Below are 25,577 nucleotides of genomic sequence, written 5' to 3'. Positions count from 1 at the left end.
TTTTATGTTTGTCATGTTCAAAATATAAGTTGTTAATAAAAAGATACAACACTTATAGATATTTGAAAATTCCCTAATTTTAGACTATTATATATACTAAAATAGAGGTGATTGGATGGTATCACATTCTACTATCGAACAATCTATTCAGAAAATAGAGTTTGCTTTCAACCATGAGGAGCAGCTTTTTAAAGTATTAGAGATATATTTGCAAAACTTTCCTGTGTTAGATGCGTACTTACTTAGATACTCTCCACTTGGTTTTCTTGCAGAAGGACTGATTTACCTTAATTTAGAAGGTGGAGTTCACATAGGAGAGATTCGAGATGATGTTAGAAACTTTCCGATTATATACTCTGCCATTAAGGACAAAGAAGCAAAGTATTGTTCGGGTATTGAATATTTGAAACTGATGAATAGCAAGTATACTATAACCTCTACTATTTCAAACACTTTCGTAGTTATTCCAATTTTTGATGGTCCTGTCGTCTTTGGGTATATTTGTAGTTCGGAATTTAAAGAAGGTACTAACATGGATGAAAAGATGCTTTCTTACTTTACTTTTTTCGGAAAACTAGTTGGAAAAGTTATGAATCGTTCAGAAAATGGTGTAAATGCCAATTTATTAAGTAGAAGGGAAATGGAAGTAATGAAACGAATCGCATTAGGTGAAAGCACAAAAGAAATGGCTGATTCAATGGGGATAAGTGCAGTTACCGTTAATCAATATGTTAAAACTGCTATTAAAAAACTTGGTGTTAAAAATCGCTCGCACGCTATTGGTGAATTATATAGAAGAGGTGTTATTTTTTGAACTGAAGATTATCTCTTTTTATATCTATTCTAGCTAAACATTTTCTAAATACTTTCCCCGTTTACCAACTATTAAATGCTCTTATCATGGATCCGTACTCGGTAAGATGGATTTCTCCATTAGATTAAACCATTTACAAATAGTCATAAAATAAGAGACTATCTAGATTTAGAACCAATCAGAATGGATTGGATAAATATTGAAATTATTTCATTTAATATATATCAAACCGTCAAAATAAAGAAGAAATATTCATACAATTTGTCTGATGCTTTCTTAAATATATATATCGTATGATAAGTACATACTCAATCAAAAAAGGGGAAATGCAATCATGACGAGATACATTAAGATAAGTTTGAAAAATCGTGGGGTATCTTGTATCGCTCGATTATTAGAAGAAGAAGCTCCTAAAACATGTGAGGCAGTTTGGAATGCATTGCCACAAAGTGGACAAGTGTATCATGCAAAGTATGCTAGAAATGAAATTTACACAATGGTTCCTCGTTTTTTTGACCAGCCGATTGGGATGGAAAACACTACGATAACACCAATCCCAGGAGATGTCTGTTTTTTTGATTTTGATGGAGGAGTATTAGATCAAAAGTTCAAAGAAGAAAAAGGGATAGACAAGTTGCCTGGAGTAGTCGATTTAGCTGTGTTTTATGGAAGAAATAATTTACTTTTAAATGGAGATATTGGATTTGTGCCGGGCAATGTTTTTGCCACAATTGAAGAAAATTTAGAAGAATTTGCTGAGCAATGTAATGATATTTGGTTTTCGGGTGCGAAAGGGGAAACATTGGTGTATGAACGGTATGAGAAATAATTTATTTTAACGGTAGGTGATTTATATGCAACCTATTACTTTGTCTAATATGTATCAGGCAAGAAAACGTATCCAGCCTTATGTAATGGAAACACCATTAATAAATAGTGATTCGCTCAGTATGTCGTATAATGCATCTGTTTATTTGAAACTTGAGAATTTACAAGAGACAGGATCATTCAAAATGCGTGGAGCAGCAAATAAAATACTTGCGCTTTCAAAGGAAAAAAGAGAACGTGGAGTTACAACATTTTCAACAGGGAATCATGGGTTGGCAGTTGCTTATTTGACAGCAAAACTCGGAATGAGAGCGATCATTTGTATTTCAAATCATGTACCATCTGTAAAAGTAAATAAGCTCACCAGCTTAGGAGCCGAAATTATTAAAGTGGGGGATAATCAAGATGATGCGGAACGCTATGCATATGAATTAGCGGAAAAAGAGGGACTTACGGTTATTCCACCTTTTGATGATATAGACGTCATTACAGGTCAAGGAACGATTGGGATTGAATTAATCGAACAGTTCTCTGAAATGGATATGGCAATTATACCTGTTTCTGGTGGAGGTCTTTTTTCTGGGATAAGTTTTGCCCTGAAAAAATATAATCCTAAGGTGAAACTAATCGGCGTGTCAATGGAAAAAAGTCCGGTGATGTACGAAAGTATCCGAGTTAAAAATCCGGTCGTTTTGCAAGAGGAAGATACGTTGGCAGATAGTCTACTAGGTGGGATTGGATTAAATAATTATTATACATTCCGTATGGTACAAGAATACATAGATGATTTTATTCTAGTAAGTGAAGAGGAAATTGCCCGTGGAATGATGTATATGCTTCATCATCATCAATTCGCAGTGGAAGGGGCTGCTGCTACTACTGTTGCGGCGATATTAAGTGGAAAAGTAGACGTTGCAGGAAAAAACGTTGTTTCAGTTATTTCTGGAAAAAATGTAGATACTTCAGTTGTTTTAAATGTTGGAGCCAAATATCTTGCAACAACGAAGTGAAACATTTATTAGGGTAAGATGAAAACTTACAGCTACAGAAAATACAGATGGTTCCATTATGAGAGATATTCCTATAGGTTTCTAGCAAGACGAGAGAAGATAGGCACTCCACATCGTAATATCTTCTAAATTCTATCTAATTAGTATAGAAAGGAAAATGGTTCATGCAGATCTTTACGGAAAAGGAAATCAGGACAAATGTAACAATCAATCAAACTATTATTCGAGAAATTGAAAGTGCTTTCACAGATTTATTTACGAAAAATGTACGAATGCCTCCGATTATGCGAGTGGATATCCCGGAAAATAATGCGGAAGTTGATGTGAAAACCGCCTATATTCCTGGACATGAAAGTTTCGCGCTAAAGGTCTCATCTGGATTTTTCAATAATTATAAGCTAGGTCTTCCAAGTACAGGTGGGTTAATGTTTTTAATTAGCGCGGTTAATGGTCAGCCCGAGGCATTGTTATATGATAATGGATATTTAACAGATGTTAGAACTGCCGCTGCAGGAGCGGTCGCAGCAGATTATTTAGCAAATGAAAACATTCAAGTTGTCGGTGTTATTGGAGCAGGTGCACAAGCTCGATATCAACTAGAAGCACTCAAAGAAGTACGAAATTTTCAACATGTAGTCGTATTTAGTAAAACGAAAAAGAGAGTAATCGAATTTAAAGAAGAAATCGAAGAAAAATTAGCTGTTTCTGTAACGATTAAAGACAATGCTGAACAAGTTGCAAACGAAAGTCAAATCATTATAACTACGACACCTTCAGAAGAACCTGTTTTACGGAGTGAATGGATTAAGCCAGGCACACATATTACGGCAATGGGAGCAGATGCCCCTTATAAGCAGGAACTAGATTCGAAGATTTTACAAATGGCTGATGTTGTTGTTTGTGATGTTATTACGCAATGTGAAGTATGTGGGGAACTTAGACCTGGGATAGAAGCTGGACTCATTGATAAAACAAAAGTCTTGGAGCTCGGTCAGATAACTTCTAAAAAAATAAAACCGCGACTGTCAAAAGATGCGATTACAGTGGCGGATTTAACAGGAACAGGAGCTCAAGATACAAAAATCGCATTGTATGCATATCAGCAACTTGTAAATGAAGCAAAAATATAATGATTAAAATAAGCCCCTGTAGAATGGATTTTAACATCATTCATAAAGGGGCTAAATATATTATAAAAGCGCTGATGAAATACACGCAAAGAAAACATTGATTTATATAGATTTGAATAATTTCTTCCCTGAAAACCTTCATAGCTCATAATATTTCCTCAATAGGTAAGCGATCCATTCACAGCCCGGATAATTCCGGATATTTTCTATGAGACCTTTCACAATTGCTATAGACAAATTTGTTTCCATAAGATTTTCTTTAAGCAGGAGAATCGATTCTCTTTCCAGTCCGCTTTCAATTTCTTTTATTGTCTCATCCAGTAGATGAATCAACTCTTCTTTTGAAAGATCTTTAACTTTTTTAAAATTCAAAAGTTCATATTGTTGTTTTGTAATAAAAGGGATCGTTATATTTTCAGCGATTATATTCGTTTTTTCTACTAAGGATTGTGCAAGGACGTTAAAGTCTAAGTAAATATCATTTAATAAAAAGACTTCCGCATACATATTCAATAATTTTTTTATACAATAAAGCAAATCATATTTCACATCTCTAACCTTTTTGCCATATAGCCGATCAATCATTGTTAAAATAATTTTTTCATGCAATTGATTATAATATCTCATTCTGTCAATCAGTTCTTCATTTAAGGACTGCGTTTCTTTAATGAAAATTTTAGCGATATTCGCATGCTTATTAAAAAAATGATAGTATTCACGATAAAAATCGTATAATAGGTCTTCTTTATCCGAATGACTGACTATATAGTCAAAGTTTGCTGTTACTTGACTCATATAGTGGTCAATAATGGATGAAATGAGTTCGTCTTTCGAATTGAAAGACAGGTAGAGTGCGCCTTTTGAGATGCCACAATGCTCAGTGATCTGTTGAACAGATGTTGCTTTAAATCCTTGTTTTGCAAATAATTCAGACGCTTTTTCCATAATTAATTGTTTTTTAACCATGTTTTCCTCTCCTATGACTCTTTGAATTGACAATTGACTTATCAGTCATTAGTATAGATAACTAGGTGAAGAAAATCAATATTAGGCAGGTGTAATGGTGAAAGGATTAGTTAATTTTGTTATAAAAAATAAGCTAGCTGTATGGCTGCTTACGATTATTATTGTTGTGTTTGGTCTTTTTTCAGGAACACGTATGAAAACAGAAATGATTCCAAATGTTTCCGTTCCTTTTTTAATGGTTTCCGATGTGTATCCGGGTGCAACTCCTGAAACGGTCATGGAAGAAGTTTCTATTCCATTGGAAAAAACCATTGAAAATTTGAAACACGTAAAAGCTGTTTATTCTAACTCTTATTCTAATATGTCAAGTATCCAAATTGAATATGAGTATGGAATTGATATGGATGAGGCGAATCGAGAACTTAAATCAGCCATTGATGGGGTAACTTTGCCGGATGGTGCTGAGGAGCCGACTGTTACAGAGATTAATATGGATATGATGCCAGTTGTAGCTCTTAGTGTAAGTAGTACAACAGAAGATATTGTTGAATTGACTTCAACTGTGGAAGAAATATTACTTCCTGCGATTGAAAAAGTTGATGGGGTCGCTTCAGCTACGATTACCGGTCAACATATTGAGGAAGTAGATCTTGTATATAATGAAGAGAAGATGGAGGAACTAGGCTTAACAGAAGATACTGTTAAAGATATGATTCAAGCTAGCAATCTTGCAGTTTCTCTCGGACTCTATGAGTTTGAAGAAGGAGAACAAGCTGTTGCAGTTGACGGCAAATTTACAACCGTTGATGAACTAAAGAATATGTTAATACCGGTTGAACCTTCAGCAGCAAATCCATCTCCTTTTGTAAAACTAAAAGATATTGCGGATCTTGAACTCGTAGGTAAAGTCGAGTCTGTTTCGCGAACAAATGGAAAGGATTCTATCGGTATTCAAATTGTTAAAGGACAGGAAGCAAATACCGTAGATGTAGTAAATAATGTAAAAGAGTTAATTAAAAAAGAAGAAAGTAAAGTGGATGGTCTTGTGATTGATGTTTCTCTTGATCAAGGAGAACCGATTGAAGATTCAATCAAGACGATGATCGAAAAAGCTTTATTTGGTGGTTTAATAGCAGTATTAATCATTCTTCTTTTCTTACGTGATATTAAGTCAACTATTATTTCCGTCATTTCGATCCCAGTATCGATTTTAATGGCTGTTTTATTATTAAATTGGATGGATATTACGTTAAATATTATGACGCTTGGTGCGATTACGGTTGCGATTGGACGGGTAATTGATGACTCGATCGTTGTCGTTGAAAATATTTATCGACGGCTTCATTTGAAAGATGAAAAATTGTCTGGTCGTGCGCTTGTACGAGAAGCAACGATTGAAATGTTTCGTCCGATCTGTTCTTCTACTATTGTAACTGTGGCTGTATTTGCTCCATTAATTTTTGTTGGTGGAATGGTTGGAGAGCTTTTCATGCCATTTGCTTTAACAATGTCATTTGCATTAGGCGCATCTTTACTTGTAGCAATTACGATTGTGCCGGCACTTTCTCACTTTTTATTTAGAAAAAAATTATACGGTGAAAAAGGGGAAGCGAAGCATAAAGAGACTTGGAAACTGGCAAACTGGTATAAAGGTGCATTAAAGTGGACGTTAAATCATAAAATTATTACTTCTTTAACAGCGATTATATTACTTGTCGGTAGTTTATTGCTGACTCCATTAATCGGCTTTAGCTTTTTAGGTAGTGACGAAGAAAAAGTAATGTATTTAACTTATACACCTGCTACGGGTGATTTAAAAGAAGATACATTAAAAAATGTTGAAAAAGTGGAAGAAGAATTATTGAAGCGTGATGATATCGATATTATCCAGTTATCTATTAATGATAATGGTGATCCATCTGCGATGATGATGGGCGGCGGCTCTGATGGCGCGCTTATGTATTTAATCTTTGACCCTGATATGGAAGATTTCCCTGAAGCGCGTGAGGAAGTCGAAGAATATGTTTTCAATATCGATCAGTCTGGAGAATGGAAAAGTCAAGATTTTTCAGCAATGTCTTTCTCATCGAATGAACTCAGTTATACGTTTTACAGTGAAAATTTAAATAGATTAAATGAAGCTGTGGAGCAAGTAGAAGACATGATGAAGGAAAATGACAAGTTGGAGGATGTTTCATCAAGTACGGAAGACGCTTATGTAGAATATACCTTTAATGTAGATCAGGAGGAATTGTTGCAATATGGCTTAACAGCAGGCCAAATTGTCGGGATGTTACGAGCAGATACTACAAAAGATGTATTAACAACGATCGAAAAAGATGGTAATTCGATTGATGTGGTTATTCAGCAGGAGGAAGAAGAAGAGCCCGATTCAATTGATGAAATGTTAGATACAGAAGTGTCAACTGCTCTAGGTACAACGATACCTCTTTCTGAGCTAGTAACTGTGAAGGAAGGGAAGACCCTTAATACATTAGCTCGTAGTGAAGGGGAGTATTATGCAACAGTTTCAGGAACGATTACAGATAAAGATATTTCAAAAGTCACTTCTGAAGTCGATAAAGCGATCGATAAATTAGAGTTACCAAAAGGAGTTACAGTCGACGTTGCCGGGGTTGCTGCGGATATGGATGAGACCTTTACCCAATTAGGTGCATCGATGCTTGCAGCCATAGCAATTGTATACTTTATCCTTGTTGTAACGTTCGGTGAAGGGGTTGCGCCGTTTTCGATCCTATTTTCATTACCATTTGCAGTCATTGGTTCATTTGTCGGCTTATATCTCGCCGGTGAAACCATTTCCGTTACAGTGATGATGGGGCTGTTAATGTTGATCGGGATTATCGTAACGAACGCGATTGTACTAGTCGACCGAATCGTCCGTATGGAACGTGGTGGAATGGTGATGCGAGATGCTGTCTTAGAGGCGGGTGCAACTCGTTTACGACCAATCTTAATGACAGCTATTGCAACGATTGGTGCGTTAATTCCGCTAGCAATTGGTGCAGAAGGTGGAGGCGGGTTAATTTCAAGAGACCTTGCTATTACCGTTATTGGTGGGCTTGCAAGTTCAACTTTATTGACGTTATTTATTGTTCCAATTGTATATGAGATTTTATCAAAAATGTTTAAGAAAAATCGGAAAGAAATAAAAGAAGACTAATGGGGAATCCCTACAAGATAATCTTGTAGGGATTTTTTGTATATGTGCATAGATCAGGCTTCATTGAATATAAATACAAATAGTAATAAGTAACATTTTTATGAGATTAACAATTTGATCAGTTTATTTTCGCGAAAAATTTCTCACGAACTACAAAGTATTTCACTTCAGGAGTTATTTTTATCTTTTTCTAACAGTTCAATAATTTTATCAAGTTTTCTTTCGATCTCTACCGACTGATTATTTTGAATGGTAGAATTTGTTAGGCGACGTTTGATAAAAGAATATAATGAGATGAAAAAGGTACAAATGAGTACAATGATTAGTAACGTGAAAAATATAGAAATAATATAATCTATCATCAATTCTAACACCTCTGGTTTTGAGTTCGGTTTCCTACATTAGGAGAAATATTATCATAATTTGTTTAACTTGTAGAGATAAGGAACGTAAGTCCCACTAAAATAGATTACTTTTATCTATCATATCACAACTTCATTATCATAATATCCACCTATATTAAGAAGTATTATCTTGGCCCAGTCGCAAACACTTATTTTATATTCTTTTATAAACGCTATATTATTGTCATTACAATAAAGCGAATTATTCTTCAAGCGGTTTTAATACAACCAATTGATCACCTTCCTCAAATTCCAATTTTGTTCGGTGGTTTATAAACACGATGTCATTATTTGTTTTCCTAACAAAAAGCGGTGTAGTTCTTGTGGGCAAAGTTTCTTTCGTTATGTTTTTTTCTTCAGTGATCGTAATCGTATCTAAAGAGTAGTTCGTATTAATTTTTCGGTTAAGTTCTGTAAATATTGCATCTTCATCGAATAATAAATGTGCTTTTACAGCAGATGAACTATCCTGACTAAGACTTGAATCAGCTGATGCAGGTAAGGAAAATGTATTTTGATAGCCGAATTCAGGTGCAAATGATTGGGTCACAAGCATGTTATAAGAAGCGTCAATCGTCATGGCAAGTATCGTATTATAAGGTGTTAAATCTGCTTCGAATTGCGCATGTTCGGATAAAATTTCACCTTCGTAAGTGGGGATATCATGATATTTTGCAGGTCTTAATCTCCCTCTTGAGGAATCAACAATCAGAACTTCTACCTGCATTTCTTTCAGTTTTTTTGCAAGAACAATAGAAAAACTACTAGCTCCGACGATTACAACACCCTGAGAATCTTGATTTGAAAGCCCAAGCTTTTTGGCTAATGGTCCCAGTGTAAAGCCATGTACACAAACTGTTATAAAAACGAGTGCAAAGGTGAGTGCGGTTAAGGTTGCGGCATCACGGTAGCCATCTTCTTCTAAAATAGTTGCAAAATAACCGGCTACAGTAAGGGCTACAATCCCTCTTGGTGCAATCCAGCCGATTAATGTTTTTTCCTTATTCGTTAACTCTGTTCCAATTGTTGGTAACCATATTGAAATTGGTCGCACAATAAATAGCATGACGAGAACAAATGCAATAATTGGCCAAGTGAATATTTGAGAAATTGTTTCCCGATCTAAAGACGCAGTTAATAAAATAAATACAGTTGATGTTAAGAGTACAGAAATCCCTTCTATAAAGTGATGGATGTTTCCAATGGAGGAAACATGTTTTCTTGCACGACCAACAGTTAATCCCATTACGGTCACTGCAAGCATTCCAGTCTCGTGCATAATCATTTCTGCAATAGTGAAGCAAATTAAGACAAAAGCAAGCAGAATTGGAGATTTTAAATATTCGGGAAACATGCCTTTATTTGCCATAATGCTAATGAATGTGCCAATAATAAAGCCAAGTATCGCAGCTAGTAGGGCGGAACCAAGAAAAAATAATAAATAATTCGGACCGAGTTGTGCATGTTTTAGTACTTTTATAATTTCATAAGCAAAAAGTGCAAGCAGCGGTCCAGCGGGATCAACAATGATTCCTTCCCATTTTAAAACCGCAGCTGTTCGAGGTTGCAACTTTGCATTGCGTAGTAAGGGAATAATTACGGTCGGACCTGTGACGACAAATAATCCACCGATAATAAAGGAAACCTCAAGACTTAAGCCGGCGATATAATGAGCGGATAAGGAGCCAAGAATCCAGGCGATAAACGCACCGCCAGTAATAATGCGGAATACTGATTTAGAGACATCTTTAATTTCGCGAAGATCTAAGCTAGAGCTACCTTCAAATAAAATAATTGCGACAGCTAAAGAAATAAGCGGACTATATAAATCTCCTAGTGCTGTCTTAGGATCAATAAATCCAATAACTGGTCCAATTAGTAGTCCAACGATAGACATGATCACAATCGACGGCCATTGAATCCGCCAAGCAAACCATTGTGAAAATATACCGAGTCCTAAAATTGTTACGATGAAAATTAGTTCAATATTATCCATTTAAGCTCACCTTTAAAACTGTCCATAAAAAGATTATGTCCAATTTAATGTTCGTTTCACTCCGGAAAAGAATGGTGTATTTATGTTTTCCTTAATAACCATGTTCATTCAAAAACATATTTCCTAATTAAAAAGGAGATTATTTTTTGAATAATTATTTTTTATATGTGATTCTAATTTGGTGTTCAATACCAAAAAGTGTATAATAATCGAAAAAGAGATTGGAGAGGATTTTTTATGATTAAAACAGTCTATCCTTATTTATCATTTGTAGATGAAGGTCAAGCAGCAATTAAATTTTATGAAATTGCTTTGGAAGCTAAAGTTATTAATATAAAAACTTTCGGGGATATGCCGCCAAATCCGGAGCGCCCATTACCAGAAGAAATAAAAGACCGTATATTAAATGCTCATTTAAAGATTGGTAATACAAATTTGATGATTTCTGATTCATTCCCAGGTTCAGACAATGCTCCTACGAAAGGGAACTCACAAATTTCAATTGTGCTCATTACGAATGACCCAGAAAAAACAGAAGAAGTTTTTAACAGGTTAAAGGAAAATGGAACGGTCACAATGCCCTTGCAGAAAACGTTTTGGAGTCCAGCGTATGGACATGTTACGGATAAGTTTGGCGTGACCTGGCAAATATCGACCGAGCTAGACGAAGAAAATTAAAGAGGGAGGAAAGGAGCTAAATGTATAAAAGTTTATCTCTACTTTTGTCACTCTGTATAGTGGTTGTGTTATCTGCATGTTCATCCAATAAAGCAGTTTCTTTAGAGCTTCCATCAGAGATCCCAGATTTTGTACAACAGACAGATTTTGAAAATGTTGATTGGGAGAAGAAGGCAGAAGAATTTGGTGACTGGGGAGTAGTTGGCAATGATAATATGTCTGGAGTTATCGGAGCAGACGTGTCTGGACTTGGCCCTCACAAATGGATGTGGCATCTTTGGGGCATTGAAAATACAGAATTAACCATTGTAGGGCATCATCGAGAGTCACAATTAGTGGAAAAGATTCTTACAGATGGATGGACGGTTCACGCTCAAGGAGAAAACAATGGAGCTGATGCACATGCGCCATCCAATGTGGAATTTTCCAAGCCAGGAGAATGGGCAATTCTCCTTTATACAGATGGAAAATTATTTGATACTTTAGTTTTCGATTTGAAGGAATAGGAAGTGTTTGTCATGGAATAAGGAAGATCAGTATGTTATCAGGACCATGTAAAGTAGCGATCGATTGTATATTTATCGATTGACGTATGAAGAAGAAAAAGCGTTTTGGCAAGAGGTCACTACTTTATTTTTAAATCTGGTATTATTGAAAATAGAGAAGTGACATAAGATGATTAATGGGGGTGAGGAAAATGTCTGGTAGAGTTTGGGTTGGATCGTTTTTTATATTGTTCGGAGTTGGATTTCTTATGCAAGTGCTTGGCATGGTAGATTTTGTGCAAGTATTATCTACGTGGTGGCCAATTGCATTAATTATTGTTGGTATTATCCAATTAATAACTCGTACATATTCTTCAATCGTATCTGGTCTTTTATTCTTATTAATTGGGACAGTATTTTTAGCTAATAATCTAACAGATGTTAATATGACTACTTATTTATGGCCACTGTTACTAATCTTTATTGGGTTGGTATTTCTCTTTACTCGAACAAAAAGAGGTAGAAGAGCTAATACGGATGAGAACATCCATACATTTTCGTTGTTTGCTGGAACAGATGTGAGAAGTCAGTCGAAAGATTTTCAAGGTGGTAATATTACAACCATCTTTGGGGGTGCTGAGATTGATCTAAGAGAGGCAATCATATCAGATGGAGCGAAGTTAGATTTAACGACAGTGTTTGGTGGGATTAGTATAACTGTTCCAGAAAATGTCCAAGTAGAAGTAAAAGGCATTCCTATTTTTGGTGGATGGGAAGATAAAACAAGACATTATAGCAATGAAGAAAAAGCAACAGTATTAACACTTAACTGCTTAACAGTAGCTGGCGGTATAGAAATTAAAAATTAATTCCATAAAATTACCACTTATCCCTTGCGATAGAATTTCTATGTGAGGGATCTTTTATGTGATTTTTTAGTATCGAGGTGGAGTTGATGGGAATAATTCATACTAGCTAAAAGAAATGATTTGTTACCAATAAATTAGCTAGAATAGAAGGAGATATAAGAACAACGGTCGAAGAAGGACCAAAAATTAATATAGGTACTTGCTTCATGACATTATATTAGGTGTAAAAAGTTTAAGGTCATCTCACTTTACTAAAAGAAAGAACTATATGTAAAATATGTATAGCATGAATTTTTTTATCAGTAGAGAGGACCAGGTTTCTTATGGAATCATACCAGATACAACTTAAACAGTTTAAAAATGAAATAACTCGTTTTATGATGCAATATAAATTTGCATTAAATGAAGTAGAGACGAAAATAGCAATTTTACAAGAGGAATTCAGACTTTTACATGACTATAATCCGATTGAACATACGAAATCTAGATTGAAATCACCTGAAAGTATTTTGAAAAAGATTAAGCGAAAAATGGGACAAGATAATATTAACCTATTGCACATACGTGAGCATATAAAAGATATTGCGGGAATCCGAATAACATGTTCTTTTATTGAAGACATTTACCGGATAAGTGATATGTTAAAACTGCAAAGGGATTTAACTGTGCTTGAAGTGAAAGATTATATTAAAAAACCGAAGCCAAATGGGTACCGCAGCTTACATTTATTGGTTGAGGTTCCGATCTTTATGTCTGATCGAGAGGAACAGATTATTGTTGAAATACAAATTCGGACAATTGCAATGGATTTTTGGGCAAGCTTGGAACATAAAATATTCTATAAATACAATCAAGCTGTTCCTATGCAACTAATAGAGGAATTAAAAACAGCCGCCGATACTGCAGCTGAATTGGATCAAAAGATGGAGAACTTGCATAAGGAAATTGGGCAAATTAAAGAAAAGAACGAAAAGGAAGAGGCACAGCTTGTAATCAACAATCAACAATTTTCACTACCAAAAGAGTTTTTGCAACTAATAGATAGTCAGCAAAGTCATTTGGACAACGAATAAGGTACATCGTTAATAAGTTCTTAAGTATAAGTTTAGTGACTAAATAAATATATTTTCAGAGAAAAATCTCCTTATCTACACGCTTCCATTCGTATTTAATTTAAAACATTAAAGAAATTATATTTTGGCAAGAAAAGTATGTGTGAAGATGTAGTCTAGCGCACAAATAAATGGTATAATGAAAGAAAGAGAGGCCGTTCCACGTTTGACATGGAACGGAACAGAAGACCAACCCCACCCAAAGGGTAGGCAACGCGATCACGAATCCCTCATTGCTCCGCTAAGCACATGAGGGATTATTTTTTATTTTGACCCGACATTATTAAAACCATTAATGTCCCAAATGCAATCATAAGACTTAACGTCTCTGCAGTGTCAATAGGCATCACCTCCCTTCACAATTAACCGCGAAGGTAAAAATGTGTACCCGATAATCCCCCATGTGAAGCTAGTCTACTGTTAGTAATTATTATAGCATAACAGAACATAAGTTCCTATAAAAAACTTAAAAATAATTCAAGATTACAAAAAAATGTATAAGTATGAAGTCTTCTATGTGTGTAAGCGAGCTTTAGAAGCAATATATTTGGGTACCAATTGGTATTCCATATAAAAGGTGGTGCCGATGATAAAAGGTATAAATCATTTATTGTTTTCTGTTTCAAATTTAGAGCGTTCGATCCGGTTTTACCATAATGTATTTAAAGCAAAACTGATAGTACAAGGTAGAACTACGGCTTATTTTGATTTAAACGGATTGTGGCTTGCACTTAATGAGGAAAAAAATATCCCGCGAACAGAAATAAAAGATTCATACACACATATTGCATTTACAGTTGATGAACAGGAATTTGATTTGATATATGAACGGTTAGAATATTTCAACGTGAATATTTTACCGGGCCGTCAACGAGATAAGCGGGATAAAAGGTCGGTATATTTTACTGATCCGGATGGTCATAAATTTGAATTTCATACAGGGACTTTACAGGACAGGTTAGATTATTATAGAGAAGACAAACCACATATGAATTTTTTTGAGTGAAAATTATATAATAGATTGTAAAATAGTTGGAATGTAAGATTAAATGATTACTCGATGGTAAAAAATCATTCTATATTGGAAAAATCTTCATTTAATTGAATGAACATGGTACGATATTGGTAGATATATTTTTTGGAGGACTTTTTATGATTAAAATATTTAGAAAAAACATTGGAATCTTTGTTGCTTTCGTTGTTTTTCTAGCCATTGGCTTATTCATGGTTTTTCAAAATGCAAATCCTGATATTGTTGAAAACGTAGAAGGCATAGAATATACTCATGAAACAACTGAGATGGAAGATTCAGTTGTTTTTGAAAATGGTAGCTTAATTGGTATACATATTGGATTAGGAGAAGTCTTAGGAAAAGCGACTTTGAATAATGGTGGAGTACCATTAAATGTGAAGGAGCAAAAGGAACGATTATTGCAATTAAAACAATTGGATTTATATCCAGAAGAAATGAAGAAAGTGATTGAGTTAATTAACCAAACTGCATTTCAAAAAAATAATAAATAAGGAATTAGGGCATAAAAAATACGAGCAACTAAAAAGGACGAACAATTTGTTAGTTAAGCATAGGAAATATACGTAGACTCTTCGTCGGCGTTGATCACCTCCTAGGAATTTAACTACGCTTTCGTTCTCCCGCAAAGATTCGTGATCAACACGGAGTTCGCCCTACGAACAGTAAATGTTTTGATAGGACGAACGATCGTGCTAATCTCGAGAGTCTGACGAACTGTCGTGACTCGAAACGAGGAGTTACTACTACATAAGCTCTAGGCCGTGTCCGAGGAAAATGAAGTATATTTCCAAAACTGTTATAAAGCTAGTACAGTTCGTCTTTTCGTTGATAAAATACTTTTGAACTAGCTGCTTTAATTATTGATCGTAAATATTATGGATGATGCTCCATTTTTTATGATCAGTTAATTCATCAATAGAAACTTTTAAATCCCCGCCTAAAAATACATTTCGTCCTTTAACAGCAATGACCATTGCCTGTAAAATAGGATCAATATCATTTTTTTGATAAACATCCCCGACTTTTGGTAGGTCATATCCGGGAGAAATTACTTCCTCTAAACTTTCCTCATCAGATTCTGTTCCATCCGGCATGTCAATAATTGCGGCACCTTCCTCTAGTCCTGGAGTCATTACCCAATACTCATTATGTTTAATACCATTCTGTTTATTGCTTATAACCCCATTTTCCTCAATAGAGGAGACCATTTCAATTGCATGGAGATGGTGATGATCAAGTGAATCAGGAAGTGGATTGATGACTAAAATATAGTCGCCAACTTGAGCCTTCATATTTTTATCGAGTGTATAACGTTTATGGTTATATATAAAGCTATCTAAATGTTTTGGTTTATATAACTCAATCTCTTTTGCAGTGGTTAGAATTTGTTCTAAATCTGCAAGTCGAACAAGATGGACAGATTGTTTAAAAAAAGGCTTAACTGAATACACTTTATGCAATTTATTGTTATAGTAAACGAATTGCCCTTTCCTCACGTTAATTAGTTTCATGATGTTTACCTCCTTCATTAAAATACTTTTTTCTTACTTGTTACTATCAGACTCTCTTCTTTCAGTCCTTTATGTAGTGAGAGCATGATACAGATTAAGATAAATACAAATGGAAATGCCGATACAATTGAAGCAGTTTGAAGAGCATTAAGTCCACCTGACCATAGCAATACGGCTGCAGCACCAGCTTGAATGAATCCCCAAGTTAATTTTATTTTTAGTGGAGGATTAAGCATACCGTTTGTTGTTTGCATTCCGATTACAAAAGTAGCTGAATCTGCTGATGTAATGAAAAACGTACTTATTAATATAATGGAAAGAACAGATGCTACGGTACTAAAAGGTAGTTGATCAAGAGTAGCAAATAGGGCAATTTCTGTATAGTTTCCTTGATCCATCGCTTCCCAAATTCCTCCGTTTTGAAACATTTCCATGTGAATACCTGTACCACCAAAAATGGCAAACCATAAAGCACAAAATGTTGTTGGAACTGCTAGTACTCCGATAATAAATTCGCGAATCGTGCGTCCTTTTGATACTCGCGCTATGAACGTTCCCACAAAAGGAGACCAGGCGATCCACCAAGCCCAATAAAATATTGTCCAGTCTTGGATCCAGGCACTACCCGCTTCATTAAAGGGAGCAAGACGAAAACTCATTTTTGGTAAATACTCTGCATAATTTCCTAAAGTTGTTGTAAATAAATTAAGTAAAAATGTTGTTGGTCCCGCAAATAAAAAGAAAAGCATGAGCAAAATAGCGATAAAAATATTAGAATTACTAAGCCATTTAATTCCTTTTCCAATCCCAGAAATAGCCGATAGAATAAATAATATGGTGACTCCTATTATAATTATTAACTGTGTACTAAATCCATTCGGAATATTGCTATTTAAATAAGTAAATCCCCCATTTATCTGAATTGCTCCAAGGCCCAGAGAAGTTGCGACTCCAAAAACAGTAGCAAATACAGCAATAATATCGATTGCTTTTCCGATCGGACCATTAATCTTATCGCCTATTAATGGATAGAAAGTAGCACTAATTGTCCCAGGAGCACCTTTTCTAAATTTGAAATAAGCAAGTGCTAGTGCAATTAACGCATAGATTCCCCATGGATGTAGTCCCCAGTGGAAAAATGCAAATCGTAAAGCATTTTCTGCGGCTTCCGCTGATTGAGCTTCTCCGGTTGGGGGGACATAAAAATGAGAAACGGGCTCAGCAACACCCCAAAATACAAGTCCAATTCCCATTCCAGCACTAAACAACATGGAGAACCAACTGAATGTACTATATTCTGGCTCATCGTCATCTTTTCCAAGCTTAATATGGCCATATTTGGAAAAAGCAAGATAAATCGTAAACAGTAAAATCACACTTGCTGAAATGAGATAGAACCAACCAAAATGTTGTTGTAAAAATTCCTGGGCACTTCCCGAAACAGATTCTAAATTTTCTGGTGCAACTGCACCCCATAAAATAAATATAATCGCTAAACTCACTGAAATCTTAAAGACGGGAGTAAGTTTCTTCATGTAATCCCCTTTCCTGTAACAAAAATATAAAAGCATAATTACTACACTAACAAATGCTATGTAAGATTTAAAGTAGATGATAGCATGATACGTTGTATTAGATTTCCCAAGAAATATAATTCTAACCAAGAGAAAGTTACCAAATGGTATAATTTGACCTCTTATATCTTTGTAAAAAAACACAGGAAAATTTCCTGTGTTTTTTACTTACATATTCTTATATTGTGGCTCTTCTTGTTGAACATACTGCAATCTTGTGTTTAGATTGTCCAGGATAGTTTGTTGTTGTTCAGCTAAATTCTGAAACATTTGCTTAGCGTTTTGATCTTGAGTCTCTAATGCAAAAGTAGTCAAGTTCGATACGAGACTTTGACAGCTAGCGATTGCTTGTTGCATTTGCGTTCCTACAGTCATAGACGTCACCTCCTATAAGTAGTATGTTCTCCATTTCCTTGAATATGAGGTGTTCTTTTAAAATAAGGTACAAAACTAAAAGTCCGATTTTTATAAAAATCAGACTTTATCCATAAAGTAACTTTTTTTATTTTTATTACGCATTTATCCAAAATATTGCCCGCCATTCACATGTAAAACTTGCCCTGTTACGAAACGGGAATCATTGGAAGCCAAATAAACAAAAGTTGGTGCTACTTCAAAGGGTTGCCCTTGACGATCCATCAGGTTTCCAGCAAGAGGAACTTGATCTGCAGAAAAACTGGATGGGATAAGTGGAGTCCAAATCCGGCCTGGAGCAATGGCATTGACTCTAATTCCGTTTTTGACTACATTTCTTGCTAATGCCCGGGTGAATCCTAGGATGGCACCTTTGGTTGCCGTGTAATCAATTAGTTGATCATTTCCGTCAAAGGTAACCACTGAGGCGGTATTAATAATGGAACTCTCGGCTTTTAGATGTTTTAGTGCTTGACGAGTTGTATAAAAATGAGAATATATATTCACTTTAAATGTTTCATCAAATTGCTCGTCTGAAATATCAAGTAAACTTAGTTGTTGAAATTGAATTCCTACATGGTTGCAAAGAATATTTAGTTCCCCAAAAGTGTCTATTGTTTTTTCTACTATGTCGATACATTGTAGTTTCTCACGAAGATCACCTGGAAGTAATAGACAGCGGTGTCCAAGTTCTTCAATTCTTTCTTGAGTACGCTTTGCATCTTCATGTTCATCCAAATAAGCAATTGCAACATCTGCACCTTCCTTAGCAAAGGCGATTGCAGCAGCTGCCCCCATTCCGCTATCACCTCCTGTAATGAGTGCGACTTTATCCTTTAATTTTCCAGTACCTTTGTAGTTAGGATTCTCTACTATTGGACGAGGAACCATTTCACTTTCGACTCCTGGTTGTCGAAATTGACGTTGTTCTGGAACAGTTAATGTAATCTCTTTATATTCAGTAATTTTTCCATAATTAGGGTATAAGGGATATCTATTTTTCTTATCATTGGTCATTAATACTAGTCCTCCTATTGAATTATTTGTCAGTATAAATTATGTTTTCTGGGCAAAAGTGTGACTTTAAGAAAAAAATGCATAATATAATGATGAAATTTAGTTGAAGGAGGACATGACCAATGAATTTGTTTTATTACAGTCCTGAAGTAAAATATTTGCTTATAAATCAATCGAGTGAAAAAGTGGAGGTATTTTATGCTAACAATATAGAGCCTTTCATATTACCGTTAATCGGGCCTAGACCACCATATTATGCGTATCCAGTTTATCAAGAGTACTACCCAATTATTTGAAATTTCTATGGTATAATGATTATGAAATACAATCTAGATCCCTCGTTTGCATATGCATGTGAGGGATTATTAATTGGGAGATGAAAATGTTGAATAACCATCCACGAGTTCCGTTTATCGTGAACAAATGGGTTCATTTTTTAAATGGGATCTCAATTATATGCATTATTGGTTCAATCATTTATCTTTTTTTTGCCTATCAATACCTACCTGAGACGATTCCAATTCATTTTAATGCGCAAGGAGATGCAGATAACTGGGGAAGTAAAAACACTATTTTTATCATGCCCGGAATTGCAATTATTTTATTTGTGGGCTTATTTTTTCTTAGCAAAGTACCACATGTTTATAATTATACAGTAGAAATAACAGAGGAAAATGCATCGCAAATTTATAGAGAAGCTAATTTATTTATGTCGATCTTTAATTTAGAAATGGTACTTATTTTTACGATAGCAGTTGTTGATATTATGGGGGAAACTTTAGGCGTTTGGTTTGTTGGAGTTGTATTTGGCGTTCCGTTGGTAACAGTCGTGTTGTTTGCTATTAGATTGACACGATTAAAATAGGGAGATGATCTCTAGGAAATGGATAAGTTAAGGTCGGAATTAGAGGCTGTTTCGCAAACAAATTATTACGATATTCAAGATAATTTTCGTGAGAAAACTAAAGATCCAGAAACAGTATTAAACTTACTTAAACAAGTTGAGGAGCTATCAGTGAACAAGAGGGGGAACTCTTACCAGTTATACGGAATTATGGGGAATCTATACCGAATATTGGGGCAGCCGACAAGGGCAATAGGTTATTTAGAATGTGCACACAGAATTGCCAATGAAGAACATGATAATATGAAAATTGCAGTAACACTTATTCGTTTGGGCGAGGCATTAAAATATAATGAAAAACATCAGCAAGCGATGGAGTGTTTTGATCAAGCAATAGCACTTATACATAAAAATAAGTTGGAAAACTATTTAGATTTTGCCCTACAACATAAGGGAAAATGCTTACTGGAATTAAAGCGTTATGAAGAAGCGGAGCAATGTCTTCGAAAGGCGTTAAAATTAAGAAAACAGAAAAAGGATGCAATGTTGATTGAGTCAACTGAGCAAGTGTTGAAGTACATAAAGGAAATGGATTATTGATGAATGTCGTGTGAGAGATGATGGATTTTGGGATATCACTTGTTATAGAAGGGATCTAAACGAGTTTCCAATTTTGAGAAGATATTAGAAAGGTCTCCTTACGGATGGAAAGATAGAAGACGCTTAGCAGCAGGAAATAAGCTAAAAAGTTAAATCACTAAAAAGGAAGAGATTTCATGAAATGTGGAGCAAAACGTTACCAAGTTGAAATAGAAATTGATGGAGAAAAACATATCAAGTCTGTCCTTGCCAGAACTCCCGCTGCAGCTAGGAAAAACATTCGAAAAAATTATGGAATAGAAACTCGTATTATTTCGGTTAGAGAAGAGAAGAAGGTATGAGATTCTTAAGAAGGGGTTTAAATGGACTTTTCAGAAGTAAAATCCCTCCTGCTACATCGCAAGAGAGATTTCATTTGTTGTTATGATTTAGACGAAGTTTTAGTTGAACTTACTAAAGTAAATCCTTCGTATCCTTTTTCAGCAATTTCTGTACATATTTTACGATAATTGCCGACGCCTCCCACATAAATTAAAAACCCGCGTGCTTTTCCTTCTATATTCGCTCCCATATACCAAGAGTCCGTTTTTGTATAAAGTGTTTCTTCAGCCAACTCGCTACAATGTTTACTCCATTCATTTTCTGCTTTTTCATTTGCTTCAATCGATTCAATGTTATTTTCTTTCATATAGTTAATGCAATCCGTAATCCATTCAACATGTTGTTCAATTGAGATAGGCATATTACTAAGGACAGATGGACTTTCAGGTCCTGTAATCATGAACATATTCGGAAAACCGTTCGTTGAAAGTCCTAGATACGTTCTTGTATGGGCGCCATTTTCCCATTTGTCTTTCAAGGCAATCCCGTCTTTGCCGCGGATGTCCATTTTGAATAATGGGCCTGTCATTCCATCAAATCCAGTTGCAAAAACAATTGCATCAAGCTCTATCTCTTCGGCAATAGTCTTAATACCGTTCGGGGTAATTTCTTCGATAGGATTACTTTTTACATCAACTAATGACACATTATCACGGTTATATGTTTCATAGTAATTCGTATCTAAAATTTGTCGCTTTGTTCCCCAATGATAATTCGGCATCAGTTTTTGTGCCGCTTCAGGATCTTTTACTATTTCACCGATTTTTGATCGAATGAATTCTCCTGCCGTTTCATTGGATTTTTCATTGATAAGAAGGTCATCATAGATAAATAAATAACCACCTTGTTTCCAACGCTCTTCATATGCTTTCAGACGTTCTTCAGGCGTATCATCTAATGCAGAAGGTTTCCTACTTTTAATGATCTGGCCAGCATGAGATTCACGTAGGTCTTTTCTCAATTGGGCAAAATTTTCTTTTGCATTTATAACAAATTGTGATTCATAAGGATGATTTCTAGCTGGAAAACTGTATTGTGGGGTACGCTGGAAAACTGTTAAATGTTCAGCCTCCTCCGCAATAACTGGGATTGATTGTACACCACTTGATCCTGTTCCAATGACACCGACTCTTTTTCCGGTAAAATCCACACCTTCATGAGGCCAGTGTCCTGTATGGTACCATTCACCTTTGAATGAATCGATCCCTTTAAAATTAGGAATGTTGGAAGCAGAGAGACAACCGATGGCAGTAATGAAATAGGTGGCAGTAACACTTTCACCCTCGTCCGTATAGATTCTCCACATATTTTTTTCTTCATTATAAATTGCATTTGTAATCGTCGTATTGAATTGAATACCATTTCTTAGGTTCAAAGTATCTGCAACATAATTTAAGTAAGCCAATATTTCCTTTTGTTCTGGATAGCGAGAGCTCCACGTCCATCCTTTAAACAGTTCCTCGGAAAACGTGTAATTATAATAAATGCTATCTGAATCACATCTAGCTCCAGGATAACGATTCCAATACCATGTTCCGCCAACATCCTCAGCTTTTTCAAATACTTTTACGGAAAATCCGTTCTCCCGTAGGCTATGCAACATATATAAACCAGAAAAACCTGCCCCAATTACAACGGCATCATAGTCAGGTCTTGTATGAACAGTTTGTTTCGCATCAGCCATAAATATCCTCCTCAAATTTGGATTATATTTACATTAGCAACTTGTATTTAATCGAAATAGGCATATTTCACCGAAATAGCTATACTGCTCGGGGACGGTAGATCCCTCACGTTGATCAACAATTATGCTCTCAAACGGTACATCTCTCAAGAAGATCAGCATATGTTACTTGAAAATGGTGCAGCTTTTTTTAAAGTTCCTCGAGCAAGAACTTCCGATTGACCACTTATAATTATTTACACTTTTTCAACTTGTTCCGTATTTTCACTTAAAAATTGTTCGATTTTTGAAATCGTCCTTTTTATTTGTTCTGGAAAAACAGCCATATTTGTAAAGTACCCATGAATAAGTCCTTTTTCTAAAAAGGTCTCTACTTTTACACCGGATGTTTTTAAACGCTCTGCATATGCGTTTCCTTCATCTCGAAGAACGTCATACTCAGCAGTAATGACAAATGCTGGTGGTAAGTCTCTCAAATCCTTCGCAACTAATGGTGCAGCATATTTGTCTTTTTTATCAGCTTCGTTGCTTATATAATGATCGACGAACCAAACCATCAGATTTTTGTCCAAACCAAATCCTTTTTGGAATTCGTTATAGGAAGGAGTATCATAAGTCATGTCAGTAACTGGATAAATTAAAATTTGGGCGGAAATCTTTGGTCCATTTTCATCACGAGATTTTATTGATACGGCAGCAGATAAATTGCCACCAGCGCTATCACCGCCTACGACAATATTGGAAGCGATTCCATTTAACTCCTCAGCATTATCGTAAACCCATTTTAATGCTTCGTATGAGTCATTGAATGGTACTGGATATTTGTATTCAGGAGATAAACGATAATCTACTGAAACGACGACACTTCCTGTTTTATTTGCAATCATCCGACAACTTGCGTCCGCTGTTTCAAGATCACCAATAACCCAGCCGCCTCCATGATAATAAACGAAAAGAGGAAAAGGACCATTTCCTTCTGGTGTGTAAATTCTGACTTTAATCTCAGCATCTCCAACCGAAATGAGTCTATCTTCCACATTTGCTACAGAGGCTAGTTCAATTTCTACGGGTGGAGCTTGTGCCATCATTTCTCTTACAGCTTGAGGTTCCATTGTTTCAAGTGCAGGCATCTCATTAAAAGCTTCTAAATACGCTTTTGATTCCGGACTTAAATTCGACATTGTTTTCTCCCTTTCTCCTATATAGTATTTGTGTATAATTATATAGTTTTTTGTATAATTAGAATATATCCAATTTTGGATATATTGATTACCCTAAAAGGAGATGGATAAATGACCTCATACTATGTCCTAAAGGAATCGATCAGTAAACTTGAAAAACAATCAATCCATAGTCAGGAAGAGCAATTGTATCAAATGTTACAAGTATACTTAAATCTATTTCCAGTGCTCAACGCGTATTTTTTTCGATATTCTCCGATTGGTTATCTTGCAGAGGGAGTTATTTTAGTAGATTCAAATGGGTTACATAATATTGGGGATATGCGAGATGATATCCGTACGTTACCAGTTGTTTATCCGGCACTTCATGAACGAAGAGCAAAATATTGTTCAGGAATTGAGTATTTCAAACGGACAAGCAGTAAGTATATCATTCCCACATCTGTTAATTCTGTAATTGTTGTTCCTTTTACCTACAAATCAATAGTAATCGGCTATATATGTAGCCATGAAAAGAAAAAAAGAACGGTTATCGATGAAAAATTACTTGACTCATTTACCGAATTTGGAAAGCTCGCCGGGAATTTAATTATCCAATCAAATAGTTCAGTTGAGTCCCCTTTATTAAGTAGAAGAGAATTAGAGGTAATGAAAAGAATCTCATGGGGGTAAAGCATTAAAGAAATGGCTAACAAAATGGATATCACGGAGTCGACAGTTAAACAATATATTAAAACAGCTATCAGAAAGCTAGGTGCAAGAAATCGTACACATGCGATTGGAGAGCTTTTTAGGATGGGTGTGATTTCTTGAAAAAATTTATGGAAATACTACTGCTGTTGCAATATTATAGGAATGGAACCTAGTTTAACTCAAAACGCTGTTACCTTCATTGTTATTCGCTTGGTAACAAACTGTTTATTAAAGACATAGATTATGATATATTGCATGTAATTAATGATGGAAGACTACTTTAGTAAAGAAGAGATGAACATGATTGAATTTTTTGCTACGTTAAGTCCAGTTACCCAAGCCTTAATTGGTACTTTATTTACTTGGGGAATGACTGCACTTGGAGCATCTTTAGTATTTACAACAAAAACAATGAACGAAAAACTGTTGGATGGAATGCTTGGTTTTGCTGGTGGTGTAATGATTGCAGCAAGTTTCTGGTCCTTATTATCACCCGCAATAGCAATGGCAGAGGAAGATGCGTTACCGGCTTGGCTTCCTGCTGCAATAGGATTTTTCCTTGGAGCCTTATTTTTATGGATAATTGATAAGATTATCCCACATTTACATCCTAATCTGAGTATAAAAGATGCGGAAGGAATTAATCCGGAAAAAAGAAGACGAAGTACGCTCTTAGTGCTTGCCATTACATTGCATAATATTCCTGAAGGTCTTGCAATTGGGATTGCCTTTGGGGCTGTTGCAGCGGGTTTTCCTGAAGCTTCACTTGCTGCTGCAGTAACATTAGCAATTGGGATCGGTATTCAAAACTTTCCAGAAGGTACTGCCGTTTCTATGCCGCTCCGTCGAGAAGGAATGTCACGTAGAAAAAGCTTTATGTATGGTCAGTTTTCAGGAATGGTTGAGCCGATTTCAGCTGTAATTGGTGTGCTTGCGGTAACAGTAATGGAACCACTACTTCCATTTGCATTAAGCTTTGCGGCTGGAGCCATGATTTTTGTAGTCGTGGAAGAGGTTATTCCGAGTTCACATGAAAATGGTAATAAGGACCTTGCTTCTATGAGTTTAATCATAGGGTTTATTGTGATGATGATTTTGGATGTTGCACTTGGCTGATAATCCTTAATTTAATAGCTTACAAATATGTAATTAAAGTAGTAGACCAATAA

Annotated in this window: 28 protein-coding genes; 18 read left to right on the top strand and 10 right to left on the bottom strand. The window is 35.4% G+C overall.

The genetic code is table 11. The features are described from left to right. Positions 1–115: 115 nt before the first annotated feature. The 4 genes from SPD48_RS08250 to SPD48_RS08235 all read left to right on the top strand — a co-directional run bounded on the left by SPD48_RS08250 (position 116) and on the right by SPD48_RS08235 (position 3,782). Positions 116–814: a response regulator transcription factor gene (locus SPD48_RS08250; protein WP_336257616.1), complete on the top strand. Its 699-nt coding sequence runs from the start codon at positions 116–118 to the stop codon at positions 812–814. 334 nt (positions 815–1,148) lie between these two features. Continuing rightward, entirely contained in the window at positions 1,149–1,643 is a 495-nt protein-coding gene (locus tag SPD48_RS08245) for a DUF3830 family protein (protein WP_336257615.1), read from the top strand. Between the two features lie 25 nt (positions 1,644–1,668). Beyond that, a complete protein-coding gene (locus SPD48_RS08240) occupies positions 1,669–2,652 on the top strand; it encodes a threonine/serine dehydratase (protein WP_336257614.1) in 984 nt (327 codons plus the stop codon). A gap of 164 nt (positions 2,653–2,816) precedes the next feature. Beyond that, complete coding sequence (locus SPD48_RS08235; protein ID WP_336257613.1) at positions 2,817–3,782, top strand: cyclodeaminase; 966 nt, start codon at positions 2,817–2,819, stop codon at positions 3,780–3,782. 138 nt (positions 3,783–3,920) lie between these two features. Here SPD48_RS08235 and SPD48_RS08230 read toward each other — a convergent pair whose 3' ends face one another. Continuing rightward, the gene (locus tag SPD48_RS08230; RefSeq protein ID WP_336257612.1) at positions 3,921–4,748 is read right to left on the bottom strand and encodes a TetR/AcrR family transcriptional regulator; all 828 of its coding nucleotides are present in this window, start codon (positions 4,746–4,748) and stop codon (positions 3,921–3,923) included. 97 nt (positions 4,749–4,845) lie between these two features. Between SPD48_RS08230 and SPD48_RS08225 the strand changes: the two genes are divergently transcribed. Next, positions 4,846–7,932: an efflux RND transporter permease subunit gene (locus tag SPD48_RS08225; RefSeq protein WP_336257611.1), complete on the top strand. Its 3,087-nt coding sequence runs from the start codon at positions 4,846–4,848 to the stop codon at positions 7,930–7,932. Between the two features lie 167 nt (positions 7,933–8,099). Here SPD48_RS08225 and SPD48_RS08220 read toward each other — a convergent pair whose 3' ends face one another. After that, a complete protein-coding gene (locus SPD48_RS08220; protein ID WP_336257610.1) occupies positions 8,100–8,294 on the bottom strand; it encodes a DUF4083 family protein in 195 nt (64 codons plus the stop codon). Positions 8,295–8,538: 244 nt separating this feature from the next. Continuing rightward, on the bottom strand, positions 8,539–10,332 hold the full coding sequence (locus SPD48_RS08215) for a cation:proton antiporter (protein WP_336257609.1): 1,794 nt from the start codon (positions 10,330–10,332) through the stop codon (positions 8,539–8,541). 237 nt (positions 10,333–10,569) lie between these two features. On the opposite strand from SPD48_RS08215, the gene SPD48_RS08210 reads away from it, so the two are divergent. The 4 genes from SPD48_RS08210 (at position 10,570) to SPD48_RS08195 (ending at position 13,437) form a co-directional block, all read left to right on the top strand. Beyond that, positions 10,570–11,010: a VOC family protein gene (locus tag SPD48_RS08210; protein WP_336257608.1), complete on the top strand. Its 441-nt coding sequence runs from the start codon at positions 10,570–10,572 to the stop codon at positions 11,008–11,010. Between the two features lie 20 nt (positions 11,011–11,030). Next, complete coding sequence (locus tag SPD48_RS08205; RefSeq protein WP_336257607.1) at positions 11,031–11,516, top strand: hypothetical protein; 486 nt, start codon at positions 11,031–11,033, stop codon at positions 11,514–11,516. A 191-nt stretch (positions 11,517–11,707) separates the two neighbouring features. Next, the gene (locus tag SPD48_RS08200) at positions 11,708–12,364 is read left to right on the top strand and encodes a LiaF transmembrane domain-containing protein (protein ID WP_336257606.1); all 657 of its coding nucleotides are present in this window, start codon (positions 11,708–11,710) and stop codon (positions 12,362–12,364) included. A 323-nt stretch (positions 12,365–12,687) separates the two neighbouring features. Beyond that, positions 12,688–13,437, top strand: coding sequence for a GTP pyrophosphokinase (locus SPD48_RS08195; protein WP_336257605.1), 750 nt, complete (start codon positions 12,688–12,690; stop codon positions 13,435–13,437). A gap of 296 nt (positions 13,438–13,733) precedes the next feature. On the opposite strand, the gene SPD48_RS19940 is transcribed toward SPD48_RS08195, so the two are convergent. Further along, positions 13,734–13,823, bottom strand: coding sequence for a putative holin-like toxin (locus tag SPD48_RS19940; RefSeq protein WP_442962129.1), 90 nt, complete (start codon positions 13,821–13,823; stop codon positions 13,734–13,736). Positions 13,824–14,062: 239 nt separating this feature from the next. On the opposite strand from SPD48_RS19940, the gene fosM reads away from it, so the two are divergent. Further along, complete coding sequence (gene fosM / locus SPD48_RS08190; RefSeq protein WP_336257604.1) at positions 14,063–14,482, top strand: FosM family fosfomycin resistance protein; 420 nt, start codon at positions 14,063–14,065, stop codon at positions 14,480–14,482. A gap of 146 nt (positions 14,483–14,628) precedes the next feature. Next, on the top strand, positions 14,629–15,000 hold the full coding sequence (locus SPD48_RS08185; protein WP_336257603.1) for a hypothetical protein: 372 nt from the start codon (positions 14,629–14,631) through the stop codon (positions 14,998–15,000). A gap of 366 nt (positions 15,001–15,366) precedes the next feature. Here SPD48_RS08185 and SPD48_RS08180 read toward each other — a convergent pair whose 3' ends face one another. The 4 genes from SPD48_RS08180 to SPD48_RS08165 all read right to left on the bottom strand — a co-directional run bounded on the left by SPD48_RS08180 (position 15,367) and on the right by SPD48_RS08165 (position 19,025). After that, the gene (locus SPD48_RS08180; RefSeq protein ID WP_336257602.1) at positions 15,367–16,020 is read right to left on the bottom strand and encodes a hypothetical protein; all 654 of its coding nucleotides are present in this window, start codon (positions 16,018–16,020) and stop codon (positions 15,367–15,369) included. Positions 16,021–16,037: 17 nt separating this feature from the next. Next, on the bottom strand, positions 16,038–17,555 hold the full coding sequence (locus tag SPD48_RS08175; RefSeq protein WP_336257601.1) for a glycine betaine uptake BCCT transporter: 1,518 nt from the start codon (positions 17,553–17,555) through the stop codon (positions 16,038–16,040). Positions 17,556–17,762: 207 nt separating this feature from the next. Continuing rightward, positions 17,763–17,969 carry a DUF1657 domain-containing protein gene (locus SPD48_RS08170; RefSeq protein WP_336257600.1) on the bottom strand — a complete coding sequence of 69 codons (207 nt, stop codon included), beginning with the start codon at positions 17,967–17,969 and terminating at the stop codon, positions 17,763–17,765. 144 nt (positions 17,970–18,113) lie between these two features. After that, positions 18,114–19,025, bottom strand: a complete 912-nt coding sequence (locus SPD48_RS08165) for an SDR family oxidoreductase (RefSeq protein WP_336257599.1) — start codon at positions 19,023–19,025, stop codon at positions 18,114–18,116. A gap of 122 nt (positions 19,026–19,147) precedes the next feature. Here SPD48_RS08165 and SPD48_RS08160 point away from each other — a divergent pair, with 122 nt between their 5' ends. The 4 genes from SPD48_RS08160 (at position 19,148) to SPD48_RS08145 (ending at position 20,810) form a co-directional block, all read left to right on the top strand. Then, a complete protein-coding gene (locus SPD48_RS08160; protein WP_336257598.1) occupies positions 19,148–19,321 on the top strand; it encodes a hypothetical protein in 174 nt (57 codons plus the stop codon). Between the two features lie 86 nt (positions 19,322–19,407). Next, on the top strand, positions 19,408–19,890 hold the full coding sequence (locus tag SPD48_RS08155) for a DUF1648 domain-containing protein (RefSeq protein WP_336257597.1): 483 nt from the start codon (positions 19,408–19,410) through the stop codon (positions 19,888–19,890). 18 nt (positions 19,891–19,908) lie between these two features. Next, the gene (locus SPD48_RS08150) at positions 19,909–20,469 is read left to right on the top strand and encodes a tetratricopeptide repeat protein (RefSeq protein WP_336257596.1); all 561 of its coding nucleotides are present in this window, start codon (positions 19,909–19,911) and stop codon (positions 20,467–20,469) included. 176 nt (positions 20,470–20,645) lie between these two features. Further along, complete coding sequence (locus tag SPD48_RS08145; protein ID WP_336257595.1) at positions 20,646–20,810, top strand: hypothetical protein; 165 nt, start codon at positions 20,646–20,648, stop codon at positions 20,808–20,810. A gap of 80 nt (positions 20,811–20,890) precedes the next feature. On the opposite strand, the gene SPD48_RS08140 is transcribed toward SPD48_RS08145, so the two are convergent. Both SPD48_RS08140 and SPD48_RS08135 read right to left on the bottom strand, forming a co-directional pair. Beyond that, positions 20,891–22,534 carry a flavin-containing monooxygenase gene (locus SPD48_RS08140; RefSeq protein ID WP_336257594.1) on the bottom strand — a complete coding sequence of 548 codons (1,644 nt, stop codon included), beginning with the start codon at positions 22,532–22,534 and terminating at the stop codon, positions 20,891–20,893. A gap of 236 nt (positions 22,535–22,770) precedes the next feature. Further along, on the bottom strand, positions 22,771–23,715 hold the full coding sequence (locus SPD48_RS08135; RefSeq protein ID WP_336257593.1) for an alpha/beta hydrolase: 945 nt from the start codon (positions 23,713–23,715) through the stop codon (positions 22,771–22,773). A gap of 111 nt (positions 23,716–23,826) precedes the next feature. Between SPD48_RS08135 and SPD48_RS08130 the strand changes: the two genes are divergently transcribed. The 3 genes from SPD48_RS08130 to SPD48_RS08120 all read left to right on the top strand — a co-directional run bounded on the left by SPD48_RS08130 (position 23,827) and on the right by SPD48_RS08120 (position 25,524). After that, positions 23,827–24,387, top strand: coding sequence for a helix-turn-helix transcriptional regulator (locus SPD48_RS08130; protein ID WP_336257592.1), 561 nt, complete (start codon positions 23,827–23,829; stop codon positions 24,385–24,387). 12 nt (positions 24,388–24,399) lie between these two features. Next, positions 24,400–24,528, top strand: coding sequence for a LuxR C-terminal-related transcriptional regulator (locus SPD48_RS08125; protein WP_336257591.1), 129 nt, complete (start codon positions 24,400–24,402; stop codon positions 24,526–24,528). 180 nt (positions 24,529–24,708) lie between these two features. After that, positions 24,709–25,524 carry a ZIP family metal transporter gene (locus SPD48_RS08120; protein ID WP_336257590.1) on the top strand — a complete coding sequence of 272 codons (816 nt, stop codon included), beginning with the start codon at positions 24,709–24,711 and terminating at the stop codon, positions 25,522–25,524. The last annotated feature ends 53 nt before the right edge of the window (positions 25,525–25,577 follow it).

Origin of the sequence: Pseudogracilibacillus sp. SE30717A (genome assembly GCF_037071985.1) — a bacterium.
Lineage (GTDB): Bacteria > Bacillota > Bacilli > Bacillales > Amphibacillaceae > Pseudogracilibacillus.
This window is presented reverse-complemented; position numbering and strand designations above follow the sequence as displayed.

Coding starts and splice junctions, on each gene's coding strand:
- SPD48_RS08250 (WP_336257616.1), top strand. CDS start 116: ATGGTATCACATTCTACTATCGAACAATCTATTCAGAAAATAGAGTTT.
- SPD48_RS08245 (WP_336257615.1), top strand. CDS start 1,149: ATGACGAGATACATTAAGATAAGTTTGAAAAATCGTGGGGTATCTTGT.
- SPD48_RS08240 (WP_336257614.1), top strand. CDS start 1,669: ATGCAACCTATTACTTTGTCTAATATGTATCAGGCAAGAAAACGTATC.
- SPD48_RS08235 (WP_336257613.1), top strand. CDS start 2,817: ATGCAGATCTTTACGGAAAAGGAAATCAGGACAAATGTAACAATCAAT.
- SPD48_RS08230 (WP_336257612.1), bottom strand. CDS start 4,748: ATGGTTAAAAAACAATTAATTATGGAAAAAGCGTCTGAATTATTTGCA.
- SPD48_RS08220 (WP_336257610.1), bottom strand. CDS start 8,294: ATGATAGATTATATTATTTCTATATTTTTCACGTTACTAATCATTGTA.
- SPD48_RS08215 (WP_336257609.1), bottom strand. CDS start 10,332: ATGGATAATATTGAACTAATTTTCATCGTAACAATTTTAGGACTCGGT.
- SPD48_RS08210 (WP_336257608.1), top strand. CDS start 10,570: ATGATTAAAACAGTCTATCCTTATTTATCATTTGTAGATGAAGGTCAA.
- SPD48_RS08205 (WP_336257607.1), top strand. CDS start 11,031: ATGTATAAAAGTTTATCTCTACTTTTGTCACTCTGTATAGTGGTTGTG.
- SPD48_RS08200 (WP_336257606.1), top strand. CDS start 11,708: ATGTCTGGTAGAGTTTGGGTTGGATCGTTTTTTATATTGTTCGGAGTT.
- SPD48_RS08195 (WP_336257605.1), top strand. CDS start 12,688: ATGGAATCATACCAGATACAACTTAAACAGTTTAAAAATGAAATAACT.
- SPD48_RS19940 (WP_442962129.1), bottom strand. CDS start 13,823: ATGCCTATTGACACTGCAGAGACGTTAAGTCTTATGATTGCATTTGGG.
- fosM (WP_336257604.1), top strand. CDS start 14,063: ATGATAAAAGGTATAAATCATTTATTGTTTTCTGTTTCAAATTTAGAG.
- SPD48_RS08185 (WP_336257603.1), top strand. CDS start 14,629: ATGATTAAAATATTTAGAAAAAACATTGGAATCTTTGTTGCTTTCGTT.
- SPD48_RS08180 (WP_336257602.1), bottom strand. CDS start 16,020: ATGAAACTAATTAACGTGAGGAAAGGGCAATTCGTTTACTATAACAAT.
- SPD48_RS08175 (WP_336257601.1), bottom strand. CDS start 17,555: ATGAAGAAACTTACTCCCGTCTTTAAGATTTCAGTGAGTTTAGCGATT.
- SPD48_RS08170 (WP_336257600.1), bottom strand. CDS start 17,969: ATGACTGTAGGAACGCAAATGCAACAAGCAATCGCTAGCTGTCAAAGT.
- SPD48_RS08165 (WP_336257599.1), bottom strand. CDS start 19,025: ATGACCAATGATAAGAAAAATAGATATCCCTTATACCCTAATTATGGA.
- SPD48_RS08160 (WP_336257598.1), top strand. CDS start 19,148: ATGAATTTGTTTTATTACAGTCCTGAAGTAAAATATTTGCTTATAAAT.
- SPD48_RS08155 (WP_336257597.1), top strand. CDS start 19,408: ATGTTGAATAACCATCCACGAGTTCCGTTTATCGTGAACAAATGGGTT.
- SPD48_RS08150 (WP_336257596.1), top strand. CDS start 19,909: ATGGATAAGTTAAGGTCGGAATTAGAGGCTGTTTCGCAAACAAATTAT.
- SPD48_RS08145 (WP_336257595.1), top strand. CDS start 20,646: ATGAAATGTGGAGCAAAACGTTACCAAGTTGAAATAGAAATTGATGGA.
- SPD48_RS08140 (WP_336257594.1), bottom strand. CDS start 22,534: ATGGCTGATGCGAAACAAACTGTTCATACAAGACCTGACTATGATGCC.
- SPD48_RS08135 (WP_336257593.1), bottom strand. CDS start 23,715: ATGTCGAATTTAAGTCCGGAATCAAAAGCGTATTTAGAAGCTTTTAAT.
- SPD48_RS08130 (WP_336257592.1), top strand. CDS start 23,827: ATGACCTCATACTATGTCCTAAAGGAATCGATCAGTAAACTTGAAAAA.
- SPD48_RS08125 (WP_336257591.1), top strand. CDS start 24,400: ATGGCTAACAAAATGGATATCACGGAGTCGACAGTTAAACAATATATT.
- SPD48_RS08120 (WP_336257590.1), top strand. CDS start 24,709: ATGATTGAATTTTTTGCTACGTTAAGTCCAGTTACCCAAGCCTTAATT.